Origin of the sequence: Achromobacter anxifer (assembly GCF_903652925.1) — a bacterium.
Classification (GTDB): domain Bacteria; phylum Pseudomonadota; class Gammaproteobacteria; order Burkholderiales; family Burkholderiaceae_B; genus Achromobacter; species Achromobacter anxifer.
Genome location: NZ_CAHLAR010000005.1, coordinates 143,258 through 164,792, shown reverse-complemented (window position 1 = coordinate 164,792; position 21,535 = coordinate 143,258). Strand labels below are relative to the sequence as shown.

Sequence of the window (21,535 nt, the reverse complement as noted above, 5' to 3'; positions counted from 1 at the left end):
TCCTGCTCGCGTATAGCGCTGGCGCCAGGCCGCGGCCGATGAAAAAGCCGCCATATAACTGGCGGCTGGAGAGTGATCGCTGAGATCAGCGGGGCCTGTGCGGAGCTTGTTCAGACTGGCGCGGTGCCGAGGATGGGATACATCTTCGGATCACCGCTGAAGCCGGATTCCCAGGGAAATTTTCCGGTGCGGTCCGGGATGCTGATTTGGCGGAATTTCGCCTTGCCTTCACTGCGAAAAATCGCACGCGTGGCATAGTCCGAAACGTCTTCAACCGACACTTCCCTCACGTAAGCGGGAAAGTTGAAGTTGATGTCAATGGCGCCAAGGACGGTAGGTCCTCCCGCCTGTTCTTCGCGCAGTTTTTCGATGATCGCGGTGATCATCATGTGCGCAATCTCGGCGGGAAGCGCGACCACGATGAGCTCGGGAAGTCCTGCATCCGCCAGACCGATGGTGTAAGAGAAAGACGGACCGCCTTTCTTCTCCACAGGGAAAACGTATTGCGTCATCCAGCCGTGGCTGGCGATGATGTGTTCAGAATGGTTGTCCAACTTTTGCATTTCGGTTCCTATGAGGTTGATGTCCTACCCCTGTATAGCGATTGTGTGTAGCCTGGCCGCCAGCATGAAAAGCCCCGCCCGGATGGGCGGGGACGTTACGCGGAGCAAAGCCGATCGCGCCGAGGCTGCACGGGCTACATGGGGGCAGCGCGATACCAGGCGGCCTTCCCTGGCTGGCGGCTGGCGCCTTGGCGCCGCGTGCCGCGAAGGTGGTTGTCCACGGCGTCTACCCAGGGCGCCAGCTCGTCGCGCGCTTGTTCGGCCTGCATGAAGTTGGTCGGCAGCCGGTAGGACAGCCACAGGTAGGCCCACAGCTGCTGGACCGCCATCTCCGCCGTCTCCAAGGATGCCTCCGCCGGGCTCTCCCGCAGGAAATCCAGGCTCACCACCTCGTTACGGTTCACCTTGCGCACCCAGGTGGTCCACGTCGAGGCCAGCACCTCGTGCTGCGTGCTCAGCGGCGCCAGGGCCAGGATGTGCTTGATGGACAGAGGCAGGTTGAGCATCGCATCCAGCATGGCGGCCCGATCCAGCATCTCCTGGGGCACGTAGGCCTGGAAGAAGCCGTCGCCCTGGTCGGCGTGCTGCTCGTACGCGGCGAGCAATGCCTCGAGGCGCTCCGTGCCTGCCAGCTTGGCCAGCCGCTCGAGGTAGTCCTGGCTGGGGGCGATGAGGAAGCCGCGATCAGCCAGCGGGGGCTGCTTGGCACGCATCAGCTGAGCGACGACAGTGTGCTCGTTGGGGGTCAAGCCCACTACCACCCCATCCTGCTCGGACTGGTGGCCATAGCGTCCCGCCCGACCGCCGATCTGCTGGAGCATGGGGACTTCGAGCTGCTGGAGATCCACCCCATTGAACTTGTGAATGGCGGTGAAGACCACGCGCTGAATCGGAAGGTTCAGGCCCATCCCGATCGCGTCGGTGGCCACCAGGATGTCCGCCTCCCCTTCGGCAAAGCGCCGGGCTTCGCGTTCACGCACTTCCGGCGTCAGCAGCCCGTAGATGCAGGCCACCGTCTTTCCGCGCGCCAGGAAGTCATCGCGCAGGGTGAGCGCGTTGCGCCGGGAGAACACCACCCATGCGTCCCCTTTCTGAGCTTGATCCAGGCTCGCCAGAGGCGACGCTGCCAGCGCGCGCGGCGCCACGCTCAATGGATGCTTGCGTTCCTTGTACCGGATCTCCACTTCGAGGCCCAGGCGCTTGCCCAAGGCGCGGATGGCGGGCTCAGCCGAGAGCGCCCCCAGGAGCCAGAGCTCGGCCGCGTTGGCGCCAACCACCGCCTGCGTCCACGCCCACCCACGGTCGGGATCCAGCAGCATCTGAATTTCGTCGATCACGGCCACTTCAACCTCGCGATCGGGGTTGAGCATCTCAATTGTGGAGGCGGTCACGCGCGCACCCTCGGTGTCCCGCCGGTCCTCGCCGGTCAGCAGCGACGTCGGCACGCCGAATTCGTCGTTGAGACGGTTGTAGGCCTCCAGCGCCAGCAGGCGCAACGGGCCCAAGTAGACCCCGTCCCGCGCGGCCGCCAGGCGGACGAACGCATCGTAGGTCTTGCCCGAGTTCGTGGGCCCCAGCACGGCGATGATCTTGCGCCGGCGCACTCGCGCCAGGAAGGCGTCGGGGTAGTCCTGAAGGCGCACGGCCTGACGGATGGCCTGGCCCATGGCTTGCCGGTCCTTCTCCGCGCGCAGTGACGTCAACGAATTGGCAAGAATTGCTGGCAGCTCGTCCAGGTGGATACCAGCTTCGAGCTTGCCGGTAATGGCGTGAACCAGGTGCAGCACACCATCGCGATCCGCCGCAGCAAGGAAGTCTGCGAGCTTCTGGGCGCCGGCCATCAAGGCAGCTTGCAGCGCCGGCAGGAGCTTGCGAGAGGCATCGAGTTTGCGCTGGGAGCGGTGTTTGAGAGTGAGGCGGGAGAAGGTGGCGCTGTCGCCCAGGCGGGTCGCGTCGTTGTAGCCGCAGAGATGCCAGAGCTGGTCTTTGTAGGGGACCTGAGTGCGAGCCGCCAACCAGGTGGTGCGCGGGCCAATGAAGAGCGTGGCGGAGCCAGAAGCCTGAGATGCGGGCATCGAAACCTTTCGTAGAGCAGAGGCCTATCGGCCGGCATTGAGTATAGGGATGCGTGGCCTGCGCCAGCCTATACCCCTGTGTGAGCAACAACCATTGAAAGGTCAAAGCATGTCCCAAGTTCTAGGCGCGAAAGGCCGACCAGTCAACGTCGGCGAGTTCATCGCGTTCAACATTCCCCTGGTCATCATAGAAACCGAACGCGGCGGACGCCCCCACCTCCAATGCTTTTCCGCCCGGAGCGGGTCGCCATTCGCAATCCTCAGCGAGGACGTGCCGAGCATGCGACTTGCGCACGGCGAGGTCATCATCCGCACGCATGGAACCAACAAGCCGCTTCGAAGCCCGCTGCTGTCGTCGGGCTATTTCAAGGACACCGGCAAGCGCGTCTCATCCGGAAGCGATGAGCTGGAAGTCTGGGCCAGAACGAGCCCTGCGCCTCTCAAGCTGGAGGATGACTACTTCCCGCCGAGCAAGGTCCCGTACATTGCGCCAGAGCGCCCGGCGGCAAAAACCACTCGTAAGCGCTAAGCGTAACCACTCAAAAGCCAGGCATGCCTGGCTTTTCTTCTTCAATGCAGCAGGGTTCGCGCTTCCTCAAAGCGGGCGGCATAGTACCGATCGCTCAGGCGGTTGATTCGGATCCCCGTGCGCGAGTTCTCTGCGTGAACGAATTTGTCATTGCCCACATAGATGCCAACGTGCGAACGGGGGCGGCCGAGGGTGTTGAAGAAGACGAGATCTCCAGCCTTGAGATCCTTTCGAGTGATGCGCCGGCCCTGCAATGCCATGCTGCTTGCCGATCCTTCGACGGACAGGCCCAGCGCATTGTCATAGACATGGGAAACCAGTCCGGAGCAATCGAGCCCGGTCTCAGGGCTCTTGCCCCCGAATCGGTACTTAGACTTCAACAGGGTGAGTGCGTGCATCACGACCTCGCTTCCTGGCGAGGATGCGGTTTCACGGTCGAAGTTTGTAATGTCTGTCTCGCTGTGCTCGAGCGCTGTCCGATCGTGCAGAATGGATGCCGTGGGCCGAGACGGGTGAAGTGGTGTGCAGCCTGAACTGACAAGCACCACCAGAAGCATGAAAAGGCGTTTTGCTTGGTGCATGTGTGTGGGCGTCATAGACGCTTATGGTTATTGACCTGGATCCGCTGAAAAAAGGCAAAGCCCCCATGGCTGGCTGCCGCGGGGGCGAAGATCCGAACCTTGGTGTATAGGTCGCAAGGGTGAAGTTTTGAAAACCCCATGAGATGGGCGAAGAAAGGCCAGCAGTTGCATGCTGGCCTTGAGGTGGCGTCTAACGGCCGCGATAGAAATGTTTTGCCTGCTTTTTCTGTCGTAGCTTACGGCGCCAGTCGGTGAAGACCTCCGTCGCATTCTGCGCGCACGTCAACCTTTCCTTCAGCACTTTGTGGTGTGCCTGGCGAACGATTGAGCGGACGTTCAGGACGATGAGCACGACTTCTATGACAAATGGCGCGAGCCAGAAATCGTACGGCGGTGTGCCTGTTGCGTAGCTCCAGAGGCAGACACCCAAATCGACGACCGCCGAACAACCAAACGCACTCAGCGTGGCAATGTCCAGGATGTCTTTCTTCGTCTGTCGGTCAGGAGCGAACCGCACCACCGCGCTAAGAACGCCCTGGACCAAGACGAAAGCCAGGATCGCCCACACCAGGAGTGTTCCCAGAGCGGACAGGAAGCTGCCTAAGGATGGATCCTGTCGGCCGAGGACCAGGTGCCGCAGCAAGCCGGCGCCCAGGAACATGATCAGAATCATATTCTCGGCACGTTGGTTGTTCCCCAAGGTGCCGTAGACGGGCCTCGCAAGAGCGATGCGCCACAGGTGCCATATCGTTGCCGAAAGACACAGCGCAGCGGTTTGAAGCGCTCGCGACATCAGTGCAGCCCTACCGGTTGGCCGAGTAGGAAGGTGACGGAGCCTTTGTCCATGAGATCGTGTGCGAACGATTTCACGGCATAGTCCGGAAACCACCAGACGCGACCGCGGACCTTTTCCTTGCCGTCGTCTTCGATGTCCACGTCATCCGAGAACATCGGAGCGTCGGTCAGGGCGCCGACCGATGATGCTTGGATTGGCCGCAGAACACCGTTGCCAATGTAGCCGTAAAAGTCGAGCATGCTGCTGAGCACGCTGTGGTCGATGTTGTTAGCACAGCGCTCGGCCTGGTCGATCAAATTCTCGATGTCGTCACGATCACCCACTTCAAGCACGAAGGTCAGTGCGCCGTTGGCTTCAAAGTTCAATTGCATGGTCGTTTCCTTTCGATGATGATGAATTGTTTCCTCGCAGAGCGATTACCCCGCCTCTCGTATAGCCGCAACGGCCTTGTCTTGAGACGAAGAATCCGCCCAGTGCCGTGAGGCAATGAGCGGATGGGAGAGATGCTGGAGTTAGATCAAGCAAATATGAGTTCAGGCATCTCAGTAGAAAGCTCAGCCGGCTCATTGGACAGCCGCTTCTGGGCCTCTCGGCCAAGGCGGTGGGCCTCTTCCGCTCGGCGCAGCTGCTCGGTCAAAAGCGACTTTTGGCGCGTCTTGCGTTCGATAAAGGCCGCGAGCGCGTCCGTCCTGTGCGCGTGCGCGAACTTGCGCTTGGCACTGTGCCGTATGAAGTGCTTTCGAGAATTCTCTCGCAGGGCTGGCATGGTTCCGGCGGCCTTTCGCACGTCCCAGGGCCTGGCGATCCAGAATCCCTTCGGGGTTATCTTGAAAACTACAAAGGTGTCGAGTTCGAGCTCCAGCCGCGATCTGAAGATGTCACGGTCAGCATCGACTATCGAGGAGTACAGCTGATCTCGGTAGCGATAGAAGAGGTCTCCCAGCGCTACAGCTGGAGTTTGTGATGGCTTGGCCTCAAATGCATGGGTCATGGTTTTCCTCAGTTGTTGGGGGTATTGCCTGCCCTCGTATAGGTCTGACAAGGCGCCGATCCCACCCAAACAAAAATAAAGCCTCGACACTCCGCAGAGTTGTCGAGGCTTGAGGGGCACATAGTGCTCAGGTGCTAGCAGTACCTTCACGTTTCGCGTACTCGTCCTTGCGGTTATGGGCCGTAACGGCTTGCACCGCGCGGACACGCTCACCCAGGATTCGTTCCGGGATGTGCTGCGGCTTCTTGCAGGCCAGGGCCACGGCACCGGCATTTACGCTGCGCGCAGCTTCGAAGGCGGTGCGCAGGTAGGCTGCTTGCGGGTAGTCACGGTCCTCCAGGCCCAGTCGGCCGCGGGCATCGCATTCACATGCTTCCAGCAGGCTTTCCAGGTGTTCGGGGCGGTTGAACGCTCCGGCACGCATGAACAACTTGATGACGCTCGACGGACGCATGACCAGGGCACGGTGCACATGCTGGTGTTCCTCGCAGACCAACAGCGCGAACTTGCGCATGTCGGCCGGAGCCTTCCAGCGCTCGCACAGTTTGCGGACCAGGGGCAGGCCCAGGGTCTCGTGGTCATGGTGGCTCGGATGGTTCTCCGCCGGCGTGACGCCCTTGCCCAGATCGTGCAAGAGCGCCGCGAAGCGGACCATGAGCGGCGCCTTGCGACGCGCGGCCATGTCCAGGACCATCATGACGTGTACGCCGGTGTCGACCTCCGGATGGTGCTCGGGCGCCTGCGGGATGCCCCACAGGTTGTCGAGCTCCGGAGCGATGCGCGCAAGCGCACCACAGGCCCGCAGGACGTCGAACATGCGCGAAGGCCGCGGTTCCATCAGCCCCCGTGACATCTCCTTCCAGATGCGCTCGCCCACCAACTCGTCCAGCAAGCCCGAATTGGCCATGTCGCGGCAAAGCTCCAAGGTTTCGGGAGCGATGGTGAAGTCGCTGTAGCGCGCGGCGAAGCGGGCCAGGCGCAGCACGCGAACCGGATCCTCCACGAAGGTGGAGGCGTTCACATGCCTGAGCACCTTGGCATCGATGTCGGCTCGCCCTCCATAGGGGTCTATGAAGGTTTGCTCGCCCGCGGAGTGCAGGCGCAGTGCCATCGCATTGACGGTGAAATCACGGCGGCCCAGGTCCTGCTCGATGGTCACAGAAGGGTTGAAGTCCACGGCAAAGCCTTGGTAGCCAGTCCCCACCTTGCGTTCCGTTCGAGCCAGCGCGTACTCGTCGCCCGAATCCGGGTGAAGGAATACGGGGAAGTCGGCGCCGACCTGGCGGAAGCCGGCTAACAGCATTTGCTCCACGGTAGCGCCAACCACACAATAGTCTTGATCAACGCAGGCGCGGCCCAGCCGCATGTCGCGCAATGCTCCGCCAACCACATAGATCTTGGCTCCGGCCGTCACCAGCAAGCTATCAGCATCAGGTCTGTCGGTCATCATAAATATTTCCTCCGGTTATAAGTGCGCGCCAACATGGCGCTACCACTACCAGGTATAGGGCCGGCGGGGCCTAACCGAAGATTGCGTGAATAGCTCGCGCCAACCGACCCTTCTTGGGTTCCGGCGGGCGTACCAGGCCAAACCACGCACGAGTTTGCCTCAGGGTAAGCACGGCATAGGGATCCCGCTCCTGAACTTCTGAGGCGAGGCGCTCAAGGACAGCATTCGCAAGGTCGGCTTGCGCGCCACCAGTGATCATGAGGATTGGTGCATGATCAGCACCAAGCTGGCGCAGCCGACTGCCTCCAGGCACTTGGATTTCGCAGTCGAGACGCCGTAGCTCTTGCACAGCATGGGACAAGACCGGAAGCACAAGGCCCATCTGGGTATGCGTCAGATGTCGAGCGACCTCATGTTGGAGCGCCGCCACGGGGGAGGCATCTGACGGAAAGCGAATGCGGAACTCAGGACTTTGCATGGTCGCGGCCAACTGCGGCCCCGTGGCGCCAGGTACACGGGGCCGCAGTTGGTAGCTCAGCTCTGCTGGTCGGCGTAGCCACCCAGCGCCTTGACCAGGTCGGGCAGCACTGCGCTCAGCGTGCCGGTCATGATCGACACGTCGGCGTCGAAGCTGTCAACGCCGGAGTCTTCGGCACTGCCGTCGGTGGCGTCGATCAGAGCGATCTTCTTGATGGAAAGGTCGTCACCCAGGACGAAAGACATCTTGTTGTCCCAACCCATCGCCAGACGCTTGGGGCGCATGCCGGCCGTCAGTTGATCGCGCACGGCGCCAACGTCCAGGTTGTGGCGGTCGTACTTCACCGTGGCCTTGGTTTCGTCGGGAGCGTACAGCTCCAGCGTGCGCTCGAGCGCGAAATTCTCGGGCGCTTCGTAATCCATGAGCCAGCTGGTCATGGCGGTGGCCGGCGAGCTGTTTGTATCCACAGGGCTGATGGTCAGGTCCGTCAGCACAGCGTGCAGATTTTCGATGATCTGGCTCACGATGAGGTCGCACGTGCTCTGGCTGGCGGTGCCGACGACCAGCAGACCTGCGGCGCGGTTGATCCAGATGGTGGTCGTGCTGGTGCGGCTGAATGCACGGGGCAGCAGCTCGAGCTCGGCCTGCTCCTTCAGTTCGCGCTTTTCCTTGCGGCCTGGCTTGCGGCCTTCCTTTTCTTCGATTTGACGGCATTTTTTATCGACGGCCTCGCGCAGGGCAGAACCCGGAACGGACTTCTTTTCGATTTGCAAGCGCAGAATCCACTCGCCACCGACGTTCTCGAGCAGCGAATCATGTTCATTTCCGCGCGGCGGAATCCAGCCCACCGACAATTTCTGCGTGGCACCGCATGCCGCGAAACGGGCTTTTGCGAGGGCAGACTCCACCGCAGCAGCGGGGTAGGAGTTGGCGGACAGACGATAGAAACGCACTTGCTTGAACATGGTGTACCTTACTTCGTTGAATCGGAGGACTGTAGTATACCTACAAACGTGCAAAACGCAATATTCCGAGTTTTATATGGTGTCTTTTTGTTTGGGCGGGCTGAAGATGCGCTGCGCTCCCTCGTCCAGATGTCGCAGATAGTCCGATAGAGAACCGCCAACATGCCGGCGACACGCGAGGTGCAAAATCCATTGGGCGCACGCGGGCGCGCTGTAATCCCCTTCTGGCGCCAACTTGCCGGCAAACAGGCGCTTGCACTGACCGTCCTCGACCTGGGCCTGGAGACCGTGGACCAATAACAGCACCAGAGTGCGGCATGCCACCGGATGAACCTGTAACAGGAGCGTCTCGAATTCCGGCGTGAACCGGAGCACGGGCGTGTCCAAACCGGGACGAATGGCGTGGGTCTTCATTAGGGGGCTCCTTATGATCACAAAAACGGCAGCAAGACCCCCTGTATAGGTGCGCGTTCCTACTAGAAACGCAATGCTGATGCGGGTTTCAAGCCGAAAGGACGTGGTCCAACAGGAGCGAAACGGCGTCATTGCCCTGCTTGTCGGCCTTGAGCTGAAGCTTGTAGACCAGGCGAACTGTGCTACCGATTTCAGGCACCGTGCCTTCATGTCGGAAACGAACCGCCTTGAGTTCTACCCCGTCTCGCTCCACCACCATGGCCAGCTGGTCTTTGCGGGCGCCTCCGATCTTGGACTCGAGGACGCGGAATTCGTCGCAAAAGGAAGGCTCGGGGAACATTTGGCCCCACGCGGGCCCCCGGAGTTCGTGCGCGGTGGCGGGACGCAGCTGTGACCCCGTCAAGGACCCGTCATATTCCACCTGTTGATCGAGCAGTTCGGCCGGCAGGGTGCGCCGGGCCTCGGCTTCGAACGCGTCCCTGAAAGTCTCGAATCCGCCTGGGCGCAGCGTCAGCCCCGCCGCCATTGCGTGGCCGCCGAACTTCACCATCAGACCAGGATGCTCTTTGTCGACCTGATCCAGGGCGTCCTTCAGGTTGAATCCCGGGATCGAACGGCCAGACCCCTTCATTTCTCCAGAGTCGGGATCGGTCGTGATAACGAAGGTTGGACGGTACCGCTTTTCCTTGATCCGGCCTGCCACGATGCCGATGACGCCCGCGTGCCAGTCCGGGGAGTGCACGCAAAGCGTGCGGCGCTCCGCACCCGCGCTGGCGCCGTAGGAGGAGGCAATGAGCGCTTCAGCCTGCGCTACCGCCTCGAGTACGGTTTCGTGCTCGATGTCTTTACGGGTTTGGTTGATCTCGGCCAGCTCCTGCGCAAGCGCAAGAGCGCGCTTCGGATCGTCTGTGGTCAGACACTCGATGCCAATATCCATGGTTTCGAGCCTGCCCGCCGCATTGATCCGCGGCCCGATGCCGAAAGCGATATCCGACGTCACGAGCTTCGTCAGGTCGGTACGTTCCGGCCGCAGTGGCTGACCAGGGAAGCCGTTGGCGGCGAGCGCTTCGATGCCAGGATAGGAATTCCCCTCCTTGATGCGAGCCAGGCCCGCATGGACCAGGGCGCGGTTGTTCATGTCCAGAGGGACAACGTCGGCGACCGTGCCTACGGCGACCAGCGACAGCAGCTGGCTTACCTTGAACCCGGGCGTGGCTGGGGCCAGTCCGCGCGCACGGAACTCGTCCTGCAATGCCCACAGGACGTACCAGATCACACCCACCCCGGCGAGCGCCTTCGACGGGAAAGGGCAACCCGGCTGGGATGGATCGACAATGACGCGCGCCGGCGGGAGCGGTTTTCCTTTTGCGGGAAGGTGGTGATCGGTCACCAGAACATCCAGGCCACGGTCAACCGCGGCTTGCACCCCGGCGTGGCTGGCGACGCCGTTGTCTACCGTAATCAGCGTATCCACATCAGGATATCGCTCGCAAGCCAGGGCAACGACGCTGGGTGTGAGGCCGTAGCCGTGGATCATCCGATCGGGCACCACGTACTGCGCATTGGCGCCGAATGCCCGCAGGCCGCGCACGGCAACCGCGCAGGCAGTCGCCCCGTCGCAGTCGTAGTCGGCGATGACCACGAAGCGGCGGCCGTCCGCAATGGCATCCGCGATATAGCTCGCAGCCGCCTGCGCGCCCAGCAAAGCACTGTGGTGCGCCAGCACGCCGAGGCTGTAGCCCAGTTCCGTCTGAGAGGTGAGGCCGCGACCGGCGAGTACCCGGGCCAGAAGAGGTGGCACACCTTCTCGTGTGAGCGCGTAGGCACTGGAAGCGGGATAGCGGCGGGGTTCAATGGTCAAGGGGCGGGCGGCTGTCATGTCAAAAGTATATCAAGAAACAAATATATGGCAATAAAATAAGTAAGTATTTTGTCTGCCTCGTTGCTTAGATAAGTGCACAATGCGCTAAACTACAGTATAATCAAATCATCGCTTCCTACAACTTCACACAATGACCGCCACCGCCCAAACTCAGACAACTCCCGCTTCGAAGACCATGGCGCTGTTCGAGCAGCAAAACCGCCGCATCGAAGACCTCAACAAGCGCCGCAATGCCGTGCAGGTTCAGCTCGAGTCGGCCCGCCAGCAGTACGAGCAGGCCGTCAACGACGCCAAGGCGGCCTACGGTACGGCAGACCTGGATGAGCTGCGCGCGCAACTGCGTGCCGCCGAGGATGCCAATGCCTCGGCCGTGGCTGAGTTCATCACTGCCTTGGACACATACGAGGCGCTGGTCACGCGCATGGAGCGTGCGTTGTCGGACCCTGAAGCCCTCAATGAGATGCTGCTTGAACTCGGCCGCAAGTCGGCGGATCCTGCCGCGCCGGTGGTTGCAGCCTCCCCTGCTCCCGCAATGGCTGCTACCTTCCACGATTCGATGGATATCTGATGACAGTCACCATGTCCAGCATTGACGTGGATCGTCTCGATCGTCGGTTCGAAGGGCTGAAGATGCGCACAGCCGCGCTGCAAGGGCAGTCGCGGGAGCTGAGCGCGCGCCAAGCCAAGCTGGCCCGCAGCGTGTCGCTGGCGAAGGCTCGCCTCGAGATGGCTCCGCAGGCGACGTCCGCGCTCGAGTACCTCCAAGAGAAGGCCCATGCCAAGGCGGTGGGTGAGTTCGAGGAGCTGCTGACTGACTTCGTGGAGGACGTTGTGCCCAACGAAGGCAAGATTCGCCTGGAGCTTGGTACCGAGCGCGGTGCGCCGGCGCTCGACATCCTGCTGGACAACGGTGGCGACCTCGAAGACATCTACCATGGCAATGGTGGCGGTATGACGAACGTCGTGGTGACGGCCCTGGGCTTCTCCGCCCTGTATCGGACCCGCAACCGGCAGCTGATGCTGCTGGATGAGCCGGATTGCTGGTTGAAGTCGACCAACGTCCCCGCCTTCACCCGTGTGATCGCGGAGGTGTCGAATCCGCGCGAGGTTGCCGGCGTGCTTCAGCCTGGCTGCCAGACCCTCATGGTGTCGCACAATGATGTGAGCCTGATGGATGACGGCGCCCATATCCAGAACGTGCGCGTCGACTATGACCTGAAGGCCTTCGCAGATCGCATGGGCGCGCCTCTGCGCTACGTCGGCGATCCGACGGAATGCGCGTATGTGGTGTGGGTGCCGGCCGCCGCCGGCAAGGGCCACATCGAGGTCCGTTACCGTCCCGCCCATGAGGGCGACGAAGAACAGAATGCGTTGACGAAGGGATATGCCTTCATCGAGAACCTCAGTGGTGCGCGCTCCTGGGAGGAATCCATGCCGGGCCTGCGCTGGATTGAGCTGGAGAACATGCGCCGCCACATCAAGACGCGCCTGAACCTCTCCGCTGGCCTCAATGTGGTGACGGGCGGCGTCAACAGCGGCAAGAGCACGCTCCTCTTCACGGCCCTGCGCGCCATGGCGTACGGCGAATCCGATGACTCCCAGATCCGTCATGGTGCCGAAGCAGCAGTCGTGCGCCTCGGCCTGGAAAATGGCGTGATGCTGGAGATGGTTCGCAATCGCAAGGGTTCGCCGAAGGTTGTGTATCGGCGTTACGTGGACGGCATTCAAACCAATGAAGCCGCGCAGGAAAACCGCAATAGCGTGCCCGGGTTCATCCGTGAGGCCTTGCGCATCGAGCGCGTGGACGGCATGGACGTACAGCTGCGCCACCAAAAGGAGCCGGTATTCCTCCTGAACGAGCCGGCATCGCGTCGCGCGCGCCTGCTGTCCATTGGCAAGGAATCCGGCACGCTCCAGTCTGTCATCGAGAAGCATCGCCTGTCGATGCGCCGCGATAAGGAGCTGATCAAGCGCGAAGAGGTCGAGCTGAACGAGGTCAACCGCACGCTGACAGTACTTGCTCCACTGGCCAGCCTGACCGGGCTTGCAGAGATCCTGGGTGGAATGCTGACGGACGCAATGGCCACAGCGGTGAAGCTGAACGGTATGCGCTCGGTGGTCAGTCGGCTTGGCTCACTTCAAGGCAGGGCCCGCCTGAGCATCGTCTATGGCGGGGAGCTCGACCAATCGATCCTGGTTCCGAGGCTCGCCGACACGGCGCCGATGCTGCGAACGATTACGCTCCTGGCCGCCAACGAAGGCAAGGCCCGATTGCCCGATCTGACATTCCCGCCGAGCGCCCCCAAGGTCACGACGACGGCTCCCCTGGAGAAAGCCATCGCGATCCTCGCCAGCACGGCGGGCAAGGCTCACCTGCCCATGCCGGGCGATGTGCCTCGTACCCCAACGCTCCAAGATACCCGAGAGCTGTCGATGGTCATTGGGCATCTTTGCAACGGTCAGAAATCTAAAATCGCCGTGCTTCTTGGTGAGATTCCGGCAGCACCGCAGTTGTGCAACACCACCCCGTTGCGCCAAATCGGGATGACGCTCGCCAAGGGGCAGGACACGATCACGAAGCTGCAAGGCGACGAGGCGCTGCTCCAAGCGGAACACGCAAGTGCCGACTCTGAGCTGAAGCTGCTGAAGAGCGAACTGGGCGTTTGCCCCCTGTGCCACCACGCTTTCGACGGACATCAACATGGTTAAGCATTTCACCGGCTATGACGGCATTCTCTTCATCGGCGACGTGCATAGCACCAGCCGCGCGCCGGCCCGCCGCATCGATGACTATGCCGAGGCCAGCCTGGACAAGTTGCGCCAGTCGGTGAATATCGCCCTCGAGCGCAATCTGCTCGCCGTGTGCCTGGGCGACCTGTTTCATCGTCCGCGCGAGAACGATCTGACGCTGCTGGTGCGCATGATGGACGTCCTGCGGCCGCTTCGCGAGCGCATGATCCTGCTGGGTGGCTCTCATGACCATACCGAGACCCTCTACACGGAAAAGGACGCCTGCAAGCTCTTGGAGCAAGGTGGCGTCTTGCACCTGGTAGACAAGCCGGGCCTCGTCGCTACGCTGGATATCGCCGGCACGAAGGTGAACCTGTGGGCTACGCCTGCGGGCTACAACATCCCCGACTTCGTGGATGGCCCGGGCGCGCGCAATATTATGATCACGCACCACGATCTGGACTTCCGCGGCCCCTACCCTGGCTGCCACTTCCTGAAAGAGATCGAGAACTGCGACATCCTGGTGAACGGCCACATGCATACGCCGGCACCTATGGTGCTCAAGGGTCGGACCGCCAACCACAATCCAGGCAGCATTACCCGCCCTTCGGTGGATTTGCGCAACCACAAGCCGGTGGTGTCGGCCTGGGCGCCGGAGTATGGCCTGACCCTGGAGGCTATCCCCCTGGTTGTGGCCGACAACGTTTTCGACCTCACCGGCAAGGAAGCCTACGCGGCCGATGCCCGCACGCTCAAGGAAAGCCTGCCCAAGGGGCTGCGCCTTTCTCACTTCGCTGCGCGCCTGCGCGCTGGCGAGGATTCGCTGGAAGCCGAGCGAACCACGGACGGCGCCGTCCTGCTCGAGGAGATGCAGCGCTACTTCGAGATCTTCGACAGCCCTGACAATCTCCAGCGCTACCTGAAAGGCCTCGTGGCCGAAGTGGTGGAAGAGCAAGAAGCAGCGGCCGCGTAACCGGGTTGGCCGAAAACGATGTCGATCGCACTGCGCTAATCAAGGCCATACAAGCAAATTTCGGTTGAAAGAGCCCGGTAACGGAGTACCTAAATGGGATGGAACAAGGGTTACGCGATTTTCGAGTCCACTGTGGTAGGGGCATACAACCTTGGGAAGCTCGACAAGGAGTTGCTCACGGTGCTGATGGAGCCGTACCGGGACTCCGATATCGACAGCGGAGGCAGCAAAGATCTGCAAGCCAGTGACGGTAAGAGAATTGAGCAAATCGTCATCGAAACTTGGGGGCTGCCAATGCCGTTGCGTCCCGTCGCTGACCGGGCCCAAGATCCAGATGCCTGGGATGACTACGACGACGCGGTCTATGCGCAGATGCGCGTTGTGACCGGCCATTTTGGGTGGTGCTAGCAGAACCCTACACGGCCTCGTCCACGTCCACACGGACTCATCCGGAATAGGCCATTCAACTCGTTAGTCCATTGCGCGTTTAAAGTGAAGTACCTGCCATGAGCGAAATCCTCAATCTCCTGTCCCGCGGCGTCAGCTTGTACGAGAAACTGGTGGGCGTGTCCCGGTCGAAGACTACGGGCACGTTCCGCCTGGACGAGTTTGACGCTCGGCGCCAGCTGGAGGACCTGGACGAGGCATTGTCCTTGGACCCATCTGGCGTGACGGCCGTCCTGCTCCTGCGACACTTCACCGAATCGACCGTGGCCAGCAAGAGCTTCACGTTCCTGGACCTGCTGCGAAAGCCCGAGCTGGCTCAGCAGCTCGATCTGCCGCGGGAAATCCTCTCCCTCGTGGAGAGTCCGTTGATCTCGGAAGCGCATGAAGCATTCAAAGGCCAGCTGGAGCGCGCCCTTCACCACTACGACGCACTCAACCGTGCTGAGGTCCAGGCGCTGCTCGCGGACCCCGCCCAGCTGGCTTATCTGCGCCGTGATGCCCTTCGCTCGATCGAAAAGCTCAGGGTCGACCAGTTTCTGGATGGCGCGCCGGAGGAAGCGGGATTAACTCCCGTCTATGCGAAGGTGGTGCACGCCTGGTGGAACATCAACTCGCTGCTGGAGAACACGATCCGGCTCCCTGCCGGCGTGTCGTTGAACCTCATCCGCGAGCCCGACTCCTATTCTTCCTATTTTGCGTTCGCAATCCGCAATGGAGGCCGAATCTTCGTGCTCTCGGACATCGAGCCGGTCACACATCCGTTGCAGAATATGATGTCGCGCCGGCCGGAAAGAACCCTGGAGCGTCGAATGGCGCGCAACTGGTTCCCTTACGACCTGATGAACATCAAGGTCAGTGAAGACGGCACCCAGCTCTACATCGATGAGGTCAGCAAATGCCGCTCGCTGGCCGCCCGCCAGACCGAAGCCCTCCCTATGCAGGCAATCTCCGAGCTCAACCCCGAAAGCCTCGTCTGGACGCTCATGATGTTCGAGCTGATCGTGGAGAAGTTCTGGCGCCATGATTTCCGGGCGCCGGAGTTGTCCTACACAGGCGAGATGGTCAAGCACGAAGCGGCGCTGCTGACGGCCGCGAAGGCAGCTGGACTGCCTGCGGTGGTCCACCAGACGCTGGGGTTGACGCCGCTGACTGTCGAAGCCGTCAAGCAAAGCGACACCAGTGATCTGGCCGGCGCGCTGGGCAAGACGCCCGATCACCCCAACATCTGGATGATGGAGCGCTACGGGGACCAGGCCTCGGAAGAATCGATCAACCTGCTGTCGGGCAACGCCGAAGTGTTCTTGCTGGGTAAGGACGGCGCCGTGAACTCCCATACCGGGGCAGCACTTGCCAAACTGGGGCACTTCGATCGGCGGGAAGTCGAAACTTCGATGGCTCGCCTCCATCAGCTGAAAACAACCGCTTTTGGCACGAAGCAACAACTCGACGATGATCGGGTCTGGCTGGCGCGTTATAACTGGGCGACTCAGGTGCAGCTGGCTGCAAACAAGGAATTCGAGGAGCGCAAGGATGAGGTCCTGGCTTGGTTCCGTGATCGGGTACGCCAGAACCTTCCCACCTTGCTCGAGGCCGTAGGCCACCGCGGGTTTGTGCGCAAGGTGCCCGGCTCCCTAACCTTCGGTCCCAGCATCCGGACACCTCACCCCCTCGTCGTTTCACGGGAAAGCAAAGACTTCGAGCGCTGGCCTGGCAAGGTTGACCCAGAAGGGTCCACCTACGTCGCAGTCATGCATACGAAAACGCGCGAGGAATACAAGGAGCACCAGACGCGTAGCGGCTGGTGGGACGGGTATGCGGTGTCGGGACTGAGCGACCGGCAAGAGCCCGTATGTGCCTACACGGGCGCCAAGACGATCAATGCTGTCACCACGTTTTACCCCTTGGTTGCAGAGGATCTGGCGTGGATGGCTGGATGCAAGGTGGCGGAGCTGCCCGACGTGCTCCAACACTTCAATGGCGTGGACCCCTATACCGGCAATTCGATCCTGAGCCGCATCGATCCGGCGGCATCGAGGCTGGAGAATCCCTGGCTCAAGCTGAATCTGCGCGTTCGCATCGGCACGTCGAAGCGGGGCTGGGACCAGGCTGTCAAGGCTCGGACGGGTGACGCACTCCAGCTCTACGAGCCGGAGTCATCGCACGCATTGAACTGAAATGGGGCAGCGGCCCCTACAGCATTGAATTCGGGCCCATCACCTGAGCGTCCGGATTCTTCATCAGCAGGCGTGCAGCCTGCACATCACTCGCATCCAGTGCATACGTGCTGTCCAGGAGGCTGAGCATCGCCGGCTGAGCGTTGTAATGGAACGCGACAGGCGCGGCCGCGCGCGCAACCTCGGAATAGGACTTGATGGCCTGGACCGGGGCCAGCAGGAAGTCGGGGCACCAGTCGACCCGCGTCGTACCACCATCGAGCTCGTCGAGCTGCTGGGCCTTGAGACGCAGCTGGCAGGTGGTGAAGTCCAACAGCACGCCGTAATCAGGCAGGACTAGCCAGGCGTGATAGGCCATGCCCTTGACGCCAGGAGGCACATAGCCCGGTACCGCGGAAGTGTGGGCAATGACGTCACTGTCGCCCGGGCCGACGCGCCAGGCCGCATGACCTACGGTGATCTCTGCCTTGATCCCTTGGTCAGCCAACAGCACCTGGCCGAGCTTCGCGACCAAGAAGCAGTCCGAACCGAGGTTGGCGCTGGCGGCTTCGGTCAGCCGGCGTACGGTATGGGATACGGCACTGGCGGCGGCCTGTAGTGTTTCAAGGTTGGATTGCAGCATCTGGCGCTTGCGGCTGGCCTGACCCATTGGTATCTCGCGAAGGTGAAACAAACAATTTTAGCGGAATGGCGCGAAAAAAGCCGACTTAACAGTCGGCTGGAGTTGTCATTTTGCTACTTTGTTGGGCAACCATTTGCGGCGCAACGACGCAATGGCACTCGCATGCAGGGATCCCGACCGTTCCCACTCTCCCACGGTCTCGCTGATCCACCAGTTCCGCGTAAAGTACAGCAGGAAGCAGAAGATCAGTAGTCCGCCGCCGATGGCGTAGAGAACCAGGTCGTTGTATTCGCCGGAAGTCCAGATGAACTCCAGCAGAAGGCGCGAGGTGAGGACTATCGCCGTGGTGGTTATCAGCAGACTTCCACCCAGGATGTAGCCGACACGATGCAGCCAGTGCAGGAAAACCAGACGGATGATGGCCAGAGTGAATTCGATGCGGGGCATGTGTCCTCCAAAATGTTTATGTACCTGCTGCTGTATAGGCACATTCGCCTGAGGACGTGAATCTCACTTATTCTTGGCGAGGAATTCTGACATCGCCTGCCGGGCAATTCGTTCGACGAACTTGGCTCGCTCGGGAGTCAGCGGTGTGTAGTTGCCATTGGCATAATCGGAAATTCGCATGCCTTTGAAAGCGCGCCGAATGCGTTGATTTTGCTGGTAGGATCGCCAGGCATCCCGCAGCCGGCCAACCAACCGATTAGTCCATTGCTTCATCGTGGTTATCATCGTAGCCCAGAGCCTTACGGCGGATACTCTGAGTGGGGTCAATGGTGTCGCGCGACTGCATAGCGTGCTGGAGTACGCGGAGGTGGTCCGAGACCAGAGTCTTGATGAGCCAGATGACGAACGAGCTCTTGTGCTTGAACAGTTCCGTGGTCATCTCTACCAGGCCCTTGAAGATCGCCTCCGCAATGATCTTGACCCCGGGGATGATCAGGCAGACGAGCAGGATCGCAAAGCCGATGCCGATGTAGATCAGGTACTGGTTCATGGCGCTCTGAGTAGACGTGTTACCGATCGAGGGGGCGCAGTCGGCCGCGATCTACTTTCTGTTCCTGGGCGCCCGCCTCCCCTGGGCGCAGCACGATGAAGTCGCCGATCGGCAGACGCGCGACCTTTTGCGAAAGGCCTGGAACAGCGAATGCAGAAGGGGCCGCACCAGCATCGATGGCGCTGCCGCTGAAAAGGATCTTTGTTGCGGAATTGGCCAGTACGCCCTCCATGTCCAAACCGCGGCATGGCCCATGCAGGTTGGACCAGAGCGAAATTCCGAATGCGCGTGCTTGCGCCGCGACTGCATAGAGGTTTCGAGCGTATACGGCAGGGTCCTGGCACATGATCAGGAACGGCAATTGATTGCCCCGTACTGGCGAATCTGCTTTGGCGAGTGCGTACGCCGGCAACGAGCACTGGAGATCGTCGATCAGCATTTTCAGCAGCATGATTGCAGCCACGTCATCGCTCATGACTGGCGCGCCGATGTACAGCATCTTGTTGTTCACCAAGGTGTCGAACATGTTGACAGTTGGCGCGGAAGAGTCCAGCACGTGCGCGAAGGGGGCAGTGAACGCCGTGATTCGACCAGCCAACCCCCGAGTCACCTGGGCCAGCAGCTCGCCGTCAAACACTCCCTTGCTCTGTGGGAAGTACCCTTTTAGCTCTGAGACTTCGAGCGCCAAGGGGTGGCTTGCCGGCAGCCCCTCAACAAGGCAGGTCAGGCCCGTTGGCTGGGACAGCGCCTCGGTGATTTGCTGAAGTGACAGGGGCTGGCCGCCGGACCGAAGAATACCGATCACTGCCGTGAGCACGCGGAGCCCCATCTGGTGATAGAACTCGGCGCCTGGCGCGGATCCGGAGGGGGCAGACGGGGTGTGCAGCAATCGGGCGGCGACCTGTTCCGCGGTGCCGTAGGACACCAGGGAGTACGAGCTGGTGGAGGGACCATCATCACTTGGCTGCGTGTCGAAATTCAGGCAGGCGAAGTCGGTCTCACGCCCCGCCGCGATAGCGTGCGCTTGGAGCTGCTTCGCGGTCTCTGGATCCGCTCGCGAATCAAGGTAGATCCATCCCCCGCCTTGCGCGGTTTGCTGGCGTAGCGCCTCCAGCATCAGGAACGTGGCGCCGGCGCCAGGCCGGCCCTGGATGGCCACATGGCGACACAATTCGAAGGGCGACAACTGAATGTCGCGCTTGAAGATGGATGCCTCACGGCCAAGGGTCAGCCCGTTATGGGACCCGGCGTTGTTACGTGGGGAAAAAATGCTCAGAGCTTTGGACAGAATCATACTGAGGGTATAGCTCGGCCAGTGCCACTAAGCTTAGAGTCAGAAGCTCCTTTTTGCTTCGGCGCCCAGAAAATGAAAGAGCCAGGCACAGGGTAGCCCCCCCCTGCCTGGCTCTTTGTGGCGAGAAGAACCGCTTACTTCTTGACGTTCAGGTCCAGCGAGAGGCTCTTTGCCTGGTTGACCATCAGCATCTGCATCAGGCTTTGCACTTCGGTGTTGCGGCCCGTGCCGTCATGACCGGAGCCGCCCATGACGATCTGGGGAACGGGTGCGACCTTGGCAGCGTCCGCCCAGACTTGCTGAGCCTTCACCCAGGCTTCCAGCTTCTGCTCGAGCGCGCCGTTGGCCTCGATCACCACCTTCTTGGCGTGCGCTTCGGCGTCGGCCAGCAGCTTCGTACGCTTGGCTTCCAGTTCTGCGGTCTGCAACTGCGTGGCAGCGGTGTCCTTCTGGACCACGGCCTGTTCCTTGAACTTGTTGGCTTCGATCAGGGCAAGCTGCTTGTCGGTTTCGGCTTGCGTGGTGCGGTCGATCTGGTCCTTCAGCGAGAGCTGACGCTTTTCTTCGACTTCACGCTCGCCCTTGGCGATCACCAGGATCTTCTGCTCTTCTTCGCGCATGCGCTCCTGGCGTGCCAGAGCCAGTTGCGCCTGGGAGTCCTGGACCTTCTGCATGCGCACCTTGAACTTGTCGTTGGGCTCCATGTCCGTGATACGAGCTTCGACCACGCCCACGCCCAGGTCGCGGAAAGGTTGGGCCTTGCGCAGGAAGTTGCCCGAGGCGGGGTCCTTCAGCTTGACGATCTCGAACTGGCTGCGGCGAACTTCGGTGCCCTCGCGGCCGCTCACCGCGGCTTCATCATCATTGGCCGTACGCGCCCCGGTGATCTGCTTTTCATGCCGGCGCACGTGGTATTGGCCGTTTTGCAGCTGGTCGTCGAAGGTCGTCGAGAATTCGCTGCGGCCGCCGGCGAAGTATTCGTCAGCCGACATCATGCTGGCCGTCGTTTGCAGGGTTTCGCGCACGGCAGGGACGATGGCCACGGCGAAGAAGTTCTCAGGGGTGCGGTATTCCTGAGCGATCTTCAGGAACTGCTCGCCACGAGGCATGCGAAAGCGCGTGGAGGCTTCGACCGCGGCATCGACGTTGCCCAGGAACGTGACCCGGAAGCCTTCGACGTTCATGGCATCGTCAACCGCTTTGGCCTTGCCCGCCGTGAACTGGATGGTCTGGGCTTGCTTCCACGGCGTTGCGCGACCGAAGCCCTTCCAGGCGTAGCCGACCTCGGTAGCGACGCTTTCGTGGCCGTAGATCGTGCGGATGTGGGTCTGGTAACCGGCTTCGTTGTACGTGAACCCGCCGAAGAACAGGACGGCCCCGGCGACGGCACCCAGCACCAGCTTCACGCCCATGTTGGAACGGCCGGCGGATCGACCCTTGTTGAGGATTTCCTTGATTTGCATTCGATGCCCTTAAAGCTTAATGAAAAATAGCACAGCGAAATGCTGGCCGGCCGTAGTATACCCAGAAACGTGCGATACGCAACAACTAACTGCACTACGCTCGGCAGCGCA

22 protein-coding genes are annotated in these 21,535 nt (G+C 61.2%); 6 read left to right on the top strand and 16 right to left on the bottom strand.

Going from position 1 to position 21,535, the window contains the following annotated elements; translation table 11 throughout:
• Positions 1–110 precede the first annotated feature (110 nt).
• Both HWY37_RS17310 and HWY37_RS17305 read right to left on the bottom strand, forming a co-directional pair.
• The gene (locus tag HWY37_RS17310) at positions 111–563 is read right to left on the bottom strand and encodes a DUF4262 domain-containing protein (protein WP_176089269.1); all 453 of its coding nucleotides are present in this window, start codon (positions 561–563) and stop codon (positions 111–113) included.
• 134 nt (positions 564–697) lie between these two features.
• Entirely contained in the window at positions 698–2,638 is a 1,941-nt protein-coding gene (locus HWY37_RS17305) for a helicase-related protein (RefSeq protein ID WP_176089268.1), read from the bottom strand.
• Positions 2,639–2,747: 109 nt separating this feature from the next.
• Between HWY37_RS17305 and HWY37_RS17300 the strand changes: the two genes are divergently transcribed.
• On the top strand, positions 2,748–3,167 hold the full coding sequence (locus HWY37_RS17300) for a hypothetical protein (protein WP_176089267.1): 420 nt from the start codon (positions 2,748–2,750) through the stop codon (positions 3,165–3,167).
• 41 nt (positions 3,168–3,208) lie between these two features.
• Here HWY37_RS17300 and HWY37_RS17295 read toward each other — a convergent pair whose 3' ends face one another.
• The 8 genes from HWY37_RS17295 to recJ all read right to left on the bottom strand — a co-directional run bounded on the left by HWY37_RS17295 (position 3,209) and on the right by recJ (position 10,721).
• Positions 3,209–3,748, bottom strand: a complete 540-nt coding sequence (locus tag HWY37_RS17295) for a C40 family peptidase (protein WP_176089266.1) — start codon at positions 3,746–3,748, stop codon at positions 3,209–3,211.
• A 190-nt stretch (positions 3,749–3,938) separates the two neighbouring features.
• On the bottom strand, positions 3,939–4,421 hold the full coding sequence (locus tag HWY37_RS17290; RefSeq protein ID WP_176089265.1) for a hypothetical protein: 483 nt from the start codon (positions 4,419–4,421) through the stop codon (positions 3,939–3,941).
• Positions 4,422–4,540: 119 nt separating this feature from the next.
• On the bottom strand, positions 4,541–4,915 hold the full coding sequence (locus tag HWY37_RS17285; protein WP_176089264.1) for a hypothetical protein: 375 nt from the start codon (positions 4,913–4,915) through the stop codon (positions 4,541–4,543).
• Positions 4,916–5,061: 146 nt separating this feature from the next.
• Positions 5,062–5,535, bottom strand: a complete 474-nt coding sequence (locus HWY37_RS17280) for a hypothetical protein (RefSeq protein ID WP_176089263.1) — start codon at positions 5,533–5,535, stop codon at positions 5,062–5,064.
• A 127-nt stretch (positions 5,536–5,662) separates the two neighbouring features.
• Positions 5,663–6,985: a multifunctional CCA addition/repair protein gene (locus HWY37_RS17275; RefSeq protein ID WP_246302340.1), complete on the bottom strand. Its 1,323-nt coding sequence runs from the start codon at positions 6,983–6,985 to the stop codon at positions 5,663–5,665.
• Positions 6,986–7,519: 534 nt separating this feature from the next.
• A complete protein-coding gene (locus tag HWY37_RS17270; protein ID WP_176089262.1) occupies positions 7,520–8,428 on the bottom strand; it encodes a recombination-associated protein RdgC in 909 nt (302 codons plus the stop codon).
• Between the two features lie 72 nt (positions 8,429–8,500).
• Entirely contained in the window at positions 8,501–8,842 is a 342-nt protein-coding gene (locus tag HWY37_RS17265; RefSeq protein WP_176089261.1) for a hypothetical protein, read from the bottom strand.
• An 88-nt stretch (positions 8,843–8,930) separates the two neighbouring features.
• A complete protein-coding gene (recJ, locus tag HWY37_RS17260) occupies positions 8,931–10,721 on the bottom strand; it encodes a single-stranded-DNA-specific exonuclease RecJ (protein ID WP_176089260.1) in 1,791 nt (596 codons plus the stop codon).
• 133 nt (positions 10,722–10,854) lie between these two features.
• Between recJ and HWY37_RS17255 the strand changes: the two genes are divergently transcribed.
• From HWY37_RS17255 to HWY37_RS17235, 5 genes are all read left to right on the top strand, one after another.
• The gene (locus tag HWY37_RS17255; RefSeq protein WP_176089259.1) at positions 10,855–11,292 is read left to right on the top strand and encodes a hypothetical protein; all 438 of its coding nucleotides are present in this window, start codon (positions 10,855–10,857) and stop codon (positions 11,290–11,292) included.
• Positions 11,292–13,433 carry an AAA family ATPase gene (locus HWY37_RS17250; protein ID WP_176089258.1) on the top strand — a complete coding sequence of 714 codons (2,142 nt, stop codon included), beginning with the start codon at positions 11,292–11,294 and terminating at the stop codon, positions 13,431–13,433. The genes HWY37_RS17255 and HWY37_RS17250 overlap by 1 nt, the downstream gene beginning before the upstream one ends.
• Positions 13,426–14,427: a metallophosphoesterase gene (locus HWY37_RS17245; RefSeq protein WP_176089257.1), complete on the top strand. Its 1,002-nt coding sequence runs from the start codon at positions 13,426–13,428 to the stop codon at positions 14,425–14,427. The genes HWY37_RS17250 and HWY37_RS17245 overlap by 8 nt, the downstream gene beginning before the upstream one ends.
• Positions 14,428–14,520: 93 nt before the next feature.
• A complete protein-coding gene (locus tag HWY37_RS17240) occupies positions 14,521–14,835 on the top strand; it encodes a hypothetical protein (RefSeq protein WP_176089256.1) in 315 nt (104 codons plus the stop codon).
• A 98-nt stretch (positions 14,836–14,933) separates the two neighbouring features.
• The gene (locus HWY37_RS17235; protein WP_176089255.1) at positions 14,934–17,048 is read left to right on the top strand and encodes a hypothetical protein; all 2,115 of its coding nucleotides are present in this window, start codon (positions 14,934–14,936) and stop codon (positions 17,046–17,048) included.
• Positions 17,049–17,064: 16 nt separating this feature from the next.
• Here the strand turns inward: HWY37_RS17235 and HWY37_RS17230 are convergent, their stop codons facing one another.
• The 6 genes from HWY37_RS17230 to HWY37_RS17205 form a co-directional block, all read right to left on the bottom strand.
• On the bottom strand, positions 17,065–17,697 hold the full coding sequence (locus tag HWY37_RS17230; RefSeq protein ID WP_176089254.1) for a hypothetical protein: 633 nt from the start codon (positions 17,695–17,697) through the stop codon (positions 17,065–17,067).
• A 78-nt stretch (positions 17,698–17,775) separates the two neighbouring features.
• Positions 17,776–18,117 (bottom strand): hypothetical protein, encoded by a 342-nt coding sequence (locus HWY37_RS17225; RefSeq protein ID WP_176089253.1) that lies wholly within the window; start codon positions 18,115–18,117, stop codon positions 17,776–17,778.
• A gap of 63 nt (positions 18,118–18,180) precedes the next feature.
• Entirely contained in the window at positions 18,181–18,390 is a 210-nt protein-coding gene (locus tag HWY37_RS17220; protein WP_176089252.1) for a hypothetical protein, read from the bottom strand.
• Entirely contained in the window at positions 18,374–18,667 is a 294-nt protein-coding gene (locus HWY37_RS17215) for a hypothetical protein (protein ID WP_176089251.1), read from the bottom strand. The genes HWY37_RS17220 and HWY37_RS17215 overlap by 17 nt, the downstream gene beginning before the upstream one ends.
• A gap of 19 nt (positions 18,668–18,686) precedes the next feature.
• Entirely contained in the window at positions 18,687–19,961 is a 1,275-nt protein-coding gene (locus HWY37_RS17210; protein ID WP_176089250.1) for a type IV secretory system conjugative DNA transfer family protein, read from the bottom strand.
• A 134-nt stretch (positions 19,962–20,095) separates the two neighbouring features.
• Positions 20,096–21,424, bottom strand: coding sequence for an SPFH domain-containing protein (locus HWY37_RS17205; protein ID WP_217706391.1), 1,329 nt, complete (start codon positions 21,422–21,424; stop codon positions 20,096–20,098).
• Positions 21,425–21,535: the final 111 nt, after the last annotated feature.

What these genes read in the sequence shown, in the direction of transcription:
- HWY37_RS17245 (WP_176089257.1), top strand. Translation starts at nt 13,426, where the DNA reads ATGGTTAAGCATTTCACCGGCTATGACGGCATTCTCTTCATCGGCGAC.
- HWY37_RS17270 (WP_176089262.1), bottom strand. Translation starts at nt 8,428, where the DNA reads ATGTTCAAGCAAGTGCGTTTCTATCGTCTGTCCGCCAACTCCTACCCC.
- HWY37_RS17220 (WP_176089252.1), bottom strand. Translation starts at nt 18,390, where the DNA reads ATGAAGCAATGGACTAATCGGTTGGTTGGCCGGCTGCGGGATGCCTGG.
- HWY37_RS17265 (WP_176089261.1), bottom strand. Translation starts at nt 8,842, where the DNA reads ATGAAGACCCACGCCATTCGTCCCGGTTTGGACACGCCCGTGCTCCGG.
- HWY37_RS17210 (WP_176089250.1), bottom strand. Translation starts at nt 19,961, where the DNA reads ATGATTCTGTCCAAAGCTCTGAGCATTTTTTCCCCACGTAACAACGCC.
- HWY37_RS17205 (WP_217706391.1), bottom strand. Translation starts at nt 21,424, where the DNA reads ATGCAAATCAAGGAAATCCTCAACAAGGGTCGATCCGCCGGCCGTTCC.
- HWY37_RS17300 (WP_176089267.1), top strand. Translation starts at nt 2,748, where the DNA reads ATGTCCCAAGTTCTAGGCGCGAAAGGCCGACCAGTCAACGTCGGCGAG.
- HWY37_RS17275 (WP_246302340.1), bottom strand. Translation starts at nt 6,985, where the DNA reads ATGATGACCGACAGACCTGATGCTGATAGCTTGCTGGTGACGGCCGGA.
- HWY37_RS17250 (WP_176089258.1), top strand. Translation starts at nt 11,292, where the DNA reads ATGACAGTCACCATGTCCAGCATTGACGTGGATCGTCTCGATCGTCGG.
- HWY37_RS17255 (WP_176089259.1), top strand. Translation starts at nt 10,855, where the DNA reads ATGACCGCCACCGCCCAAACTCAGACAACTCCCGCTTCGAAGACCATG.
- HWY37_RS17285 (WP_176089264.1), bottom strand. Translation starts at nt 4,915, where the DNA reads ATGCAATTGAACTTTGAAGCCAACGGCGCACTGACCTTCGTGCTTGAA.
- HWY37_RS17230 (WP_176089254.1), bottom strand. Translation starts at nt 17,697, where the DNA reads ATGGGTCAGGCCAGCCGCAAGCGCCAGATGCTGCAATCCAACCTTGAA.
- HWY37_RS17225 (WP_176089253.1), bottom strand. Translation starts at nt 18,117, where the DNA reads ATGCCCCGCATCGAATTCACTCTGGCCATCATCCGTCTGGTTTTCCTG.
- HWY37_RS17295 (WP_176089266.1), bottom strand. Translation starts at nt 3,748, where the DNA reads ATGCACCAAGCAAAACGCCTTTTCATGCTTCTGGTGGTGCTTGTCAGT.
- HWY37_RS17215 (WP_176089251.1), bottom strand. Translation starts at nt 18,667, where the DNA reads ATGAACCAGTACCTGATCTACATCGGCATCGGCTTTGCGATCCTGCTC.
- HWY37_RS17290 (WP_176089265.1), bottom strand. Translation starts at nt 4,421, where the DNA reads ATGATTCTGATCATGTTCCTGGGCGCCGGCTTGCTGCGGCACCTGGTC.
- HWY37_RS17240 (WP_176089256.1), top strand. Translation starts at nt 14,521, where the DNA reads ATGGGATGGAACAAGGGTTACGCGATTTTCGAGTCCACTGTGGTAGGG.
- HWY37_RS17310 (WP_176089269.1), bottom strand. Translation starts at nt 563, where the DNA reads ATGCAAAAGTTGGACAACCATTCTGAACACATCATCGCCAGCCACGGC.
- HWY37_RS17305 (WP_176089268.1), bottom strand. Translation starts at nt 2,638, where the DNA reads ATGCCCGCATCTCAGGCTTCTGGCTCCGCCACGCTCTTCATTGGCCCG.
- recJ (WP_176089260.1), bottom strand. Translation starts at nt 10,721, where the DNA reads ATGACAGCCGCCCGCCCCTTGACCATTGAACCCCGCCGCTATCCCGCT.
- HWY37_RS17280 (WP_176089263.1), bottom strand. Translation starts at nt 5,535, where the DNA reads ATGACCCATGCATTTGAGGCCAAGCCATCACAAACTCCAGCTGTAGCG.
- HWY37_RS17235 (WP_176089255.1), top strand. Translation starts at nt 14,934, where the DNA reads ATGAGCGAAATCCTCAATCTCCTGTCCCGCGGCGTCAGCTTGTACGAG.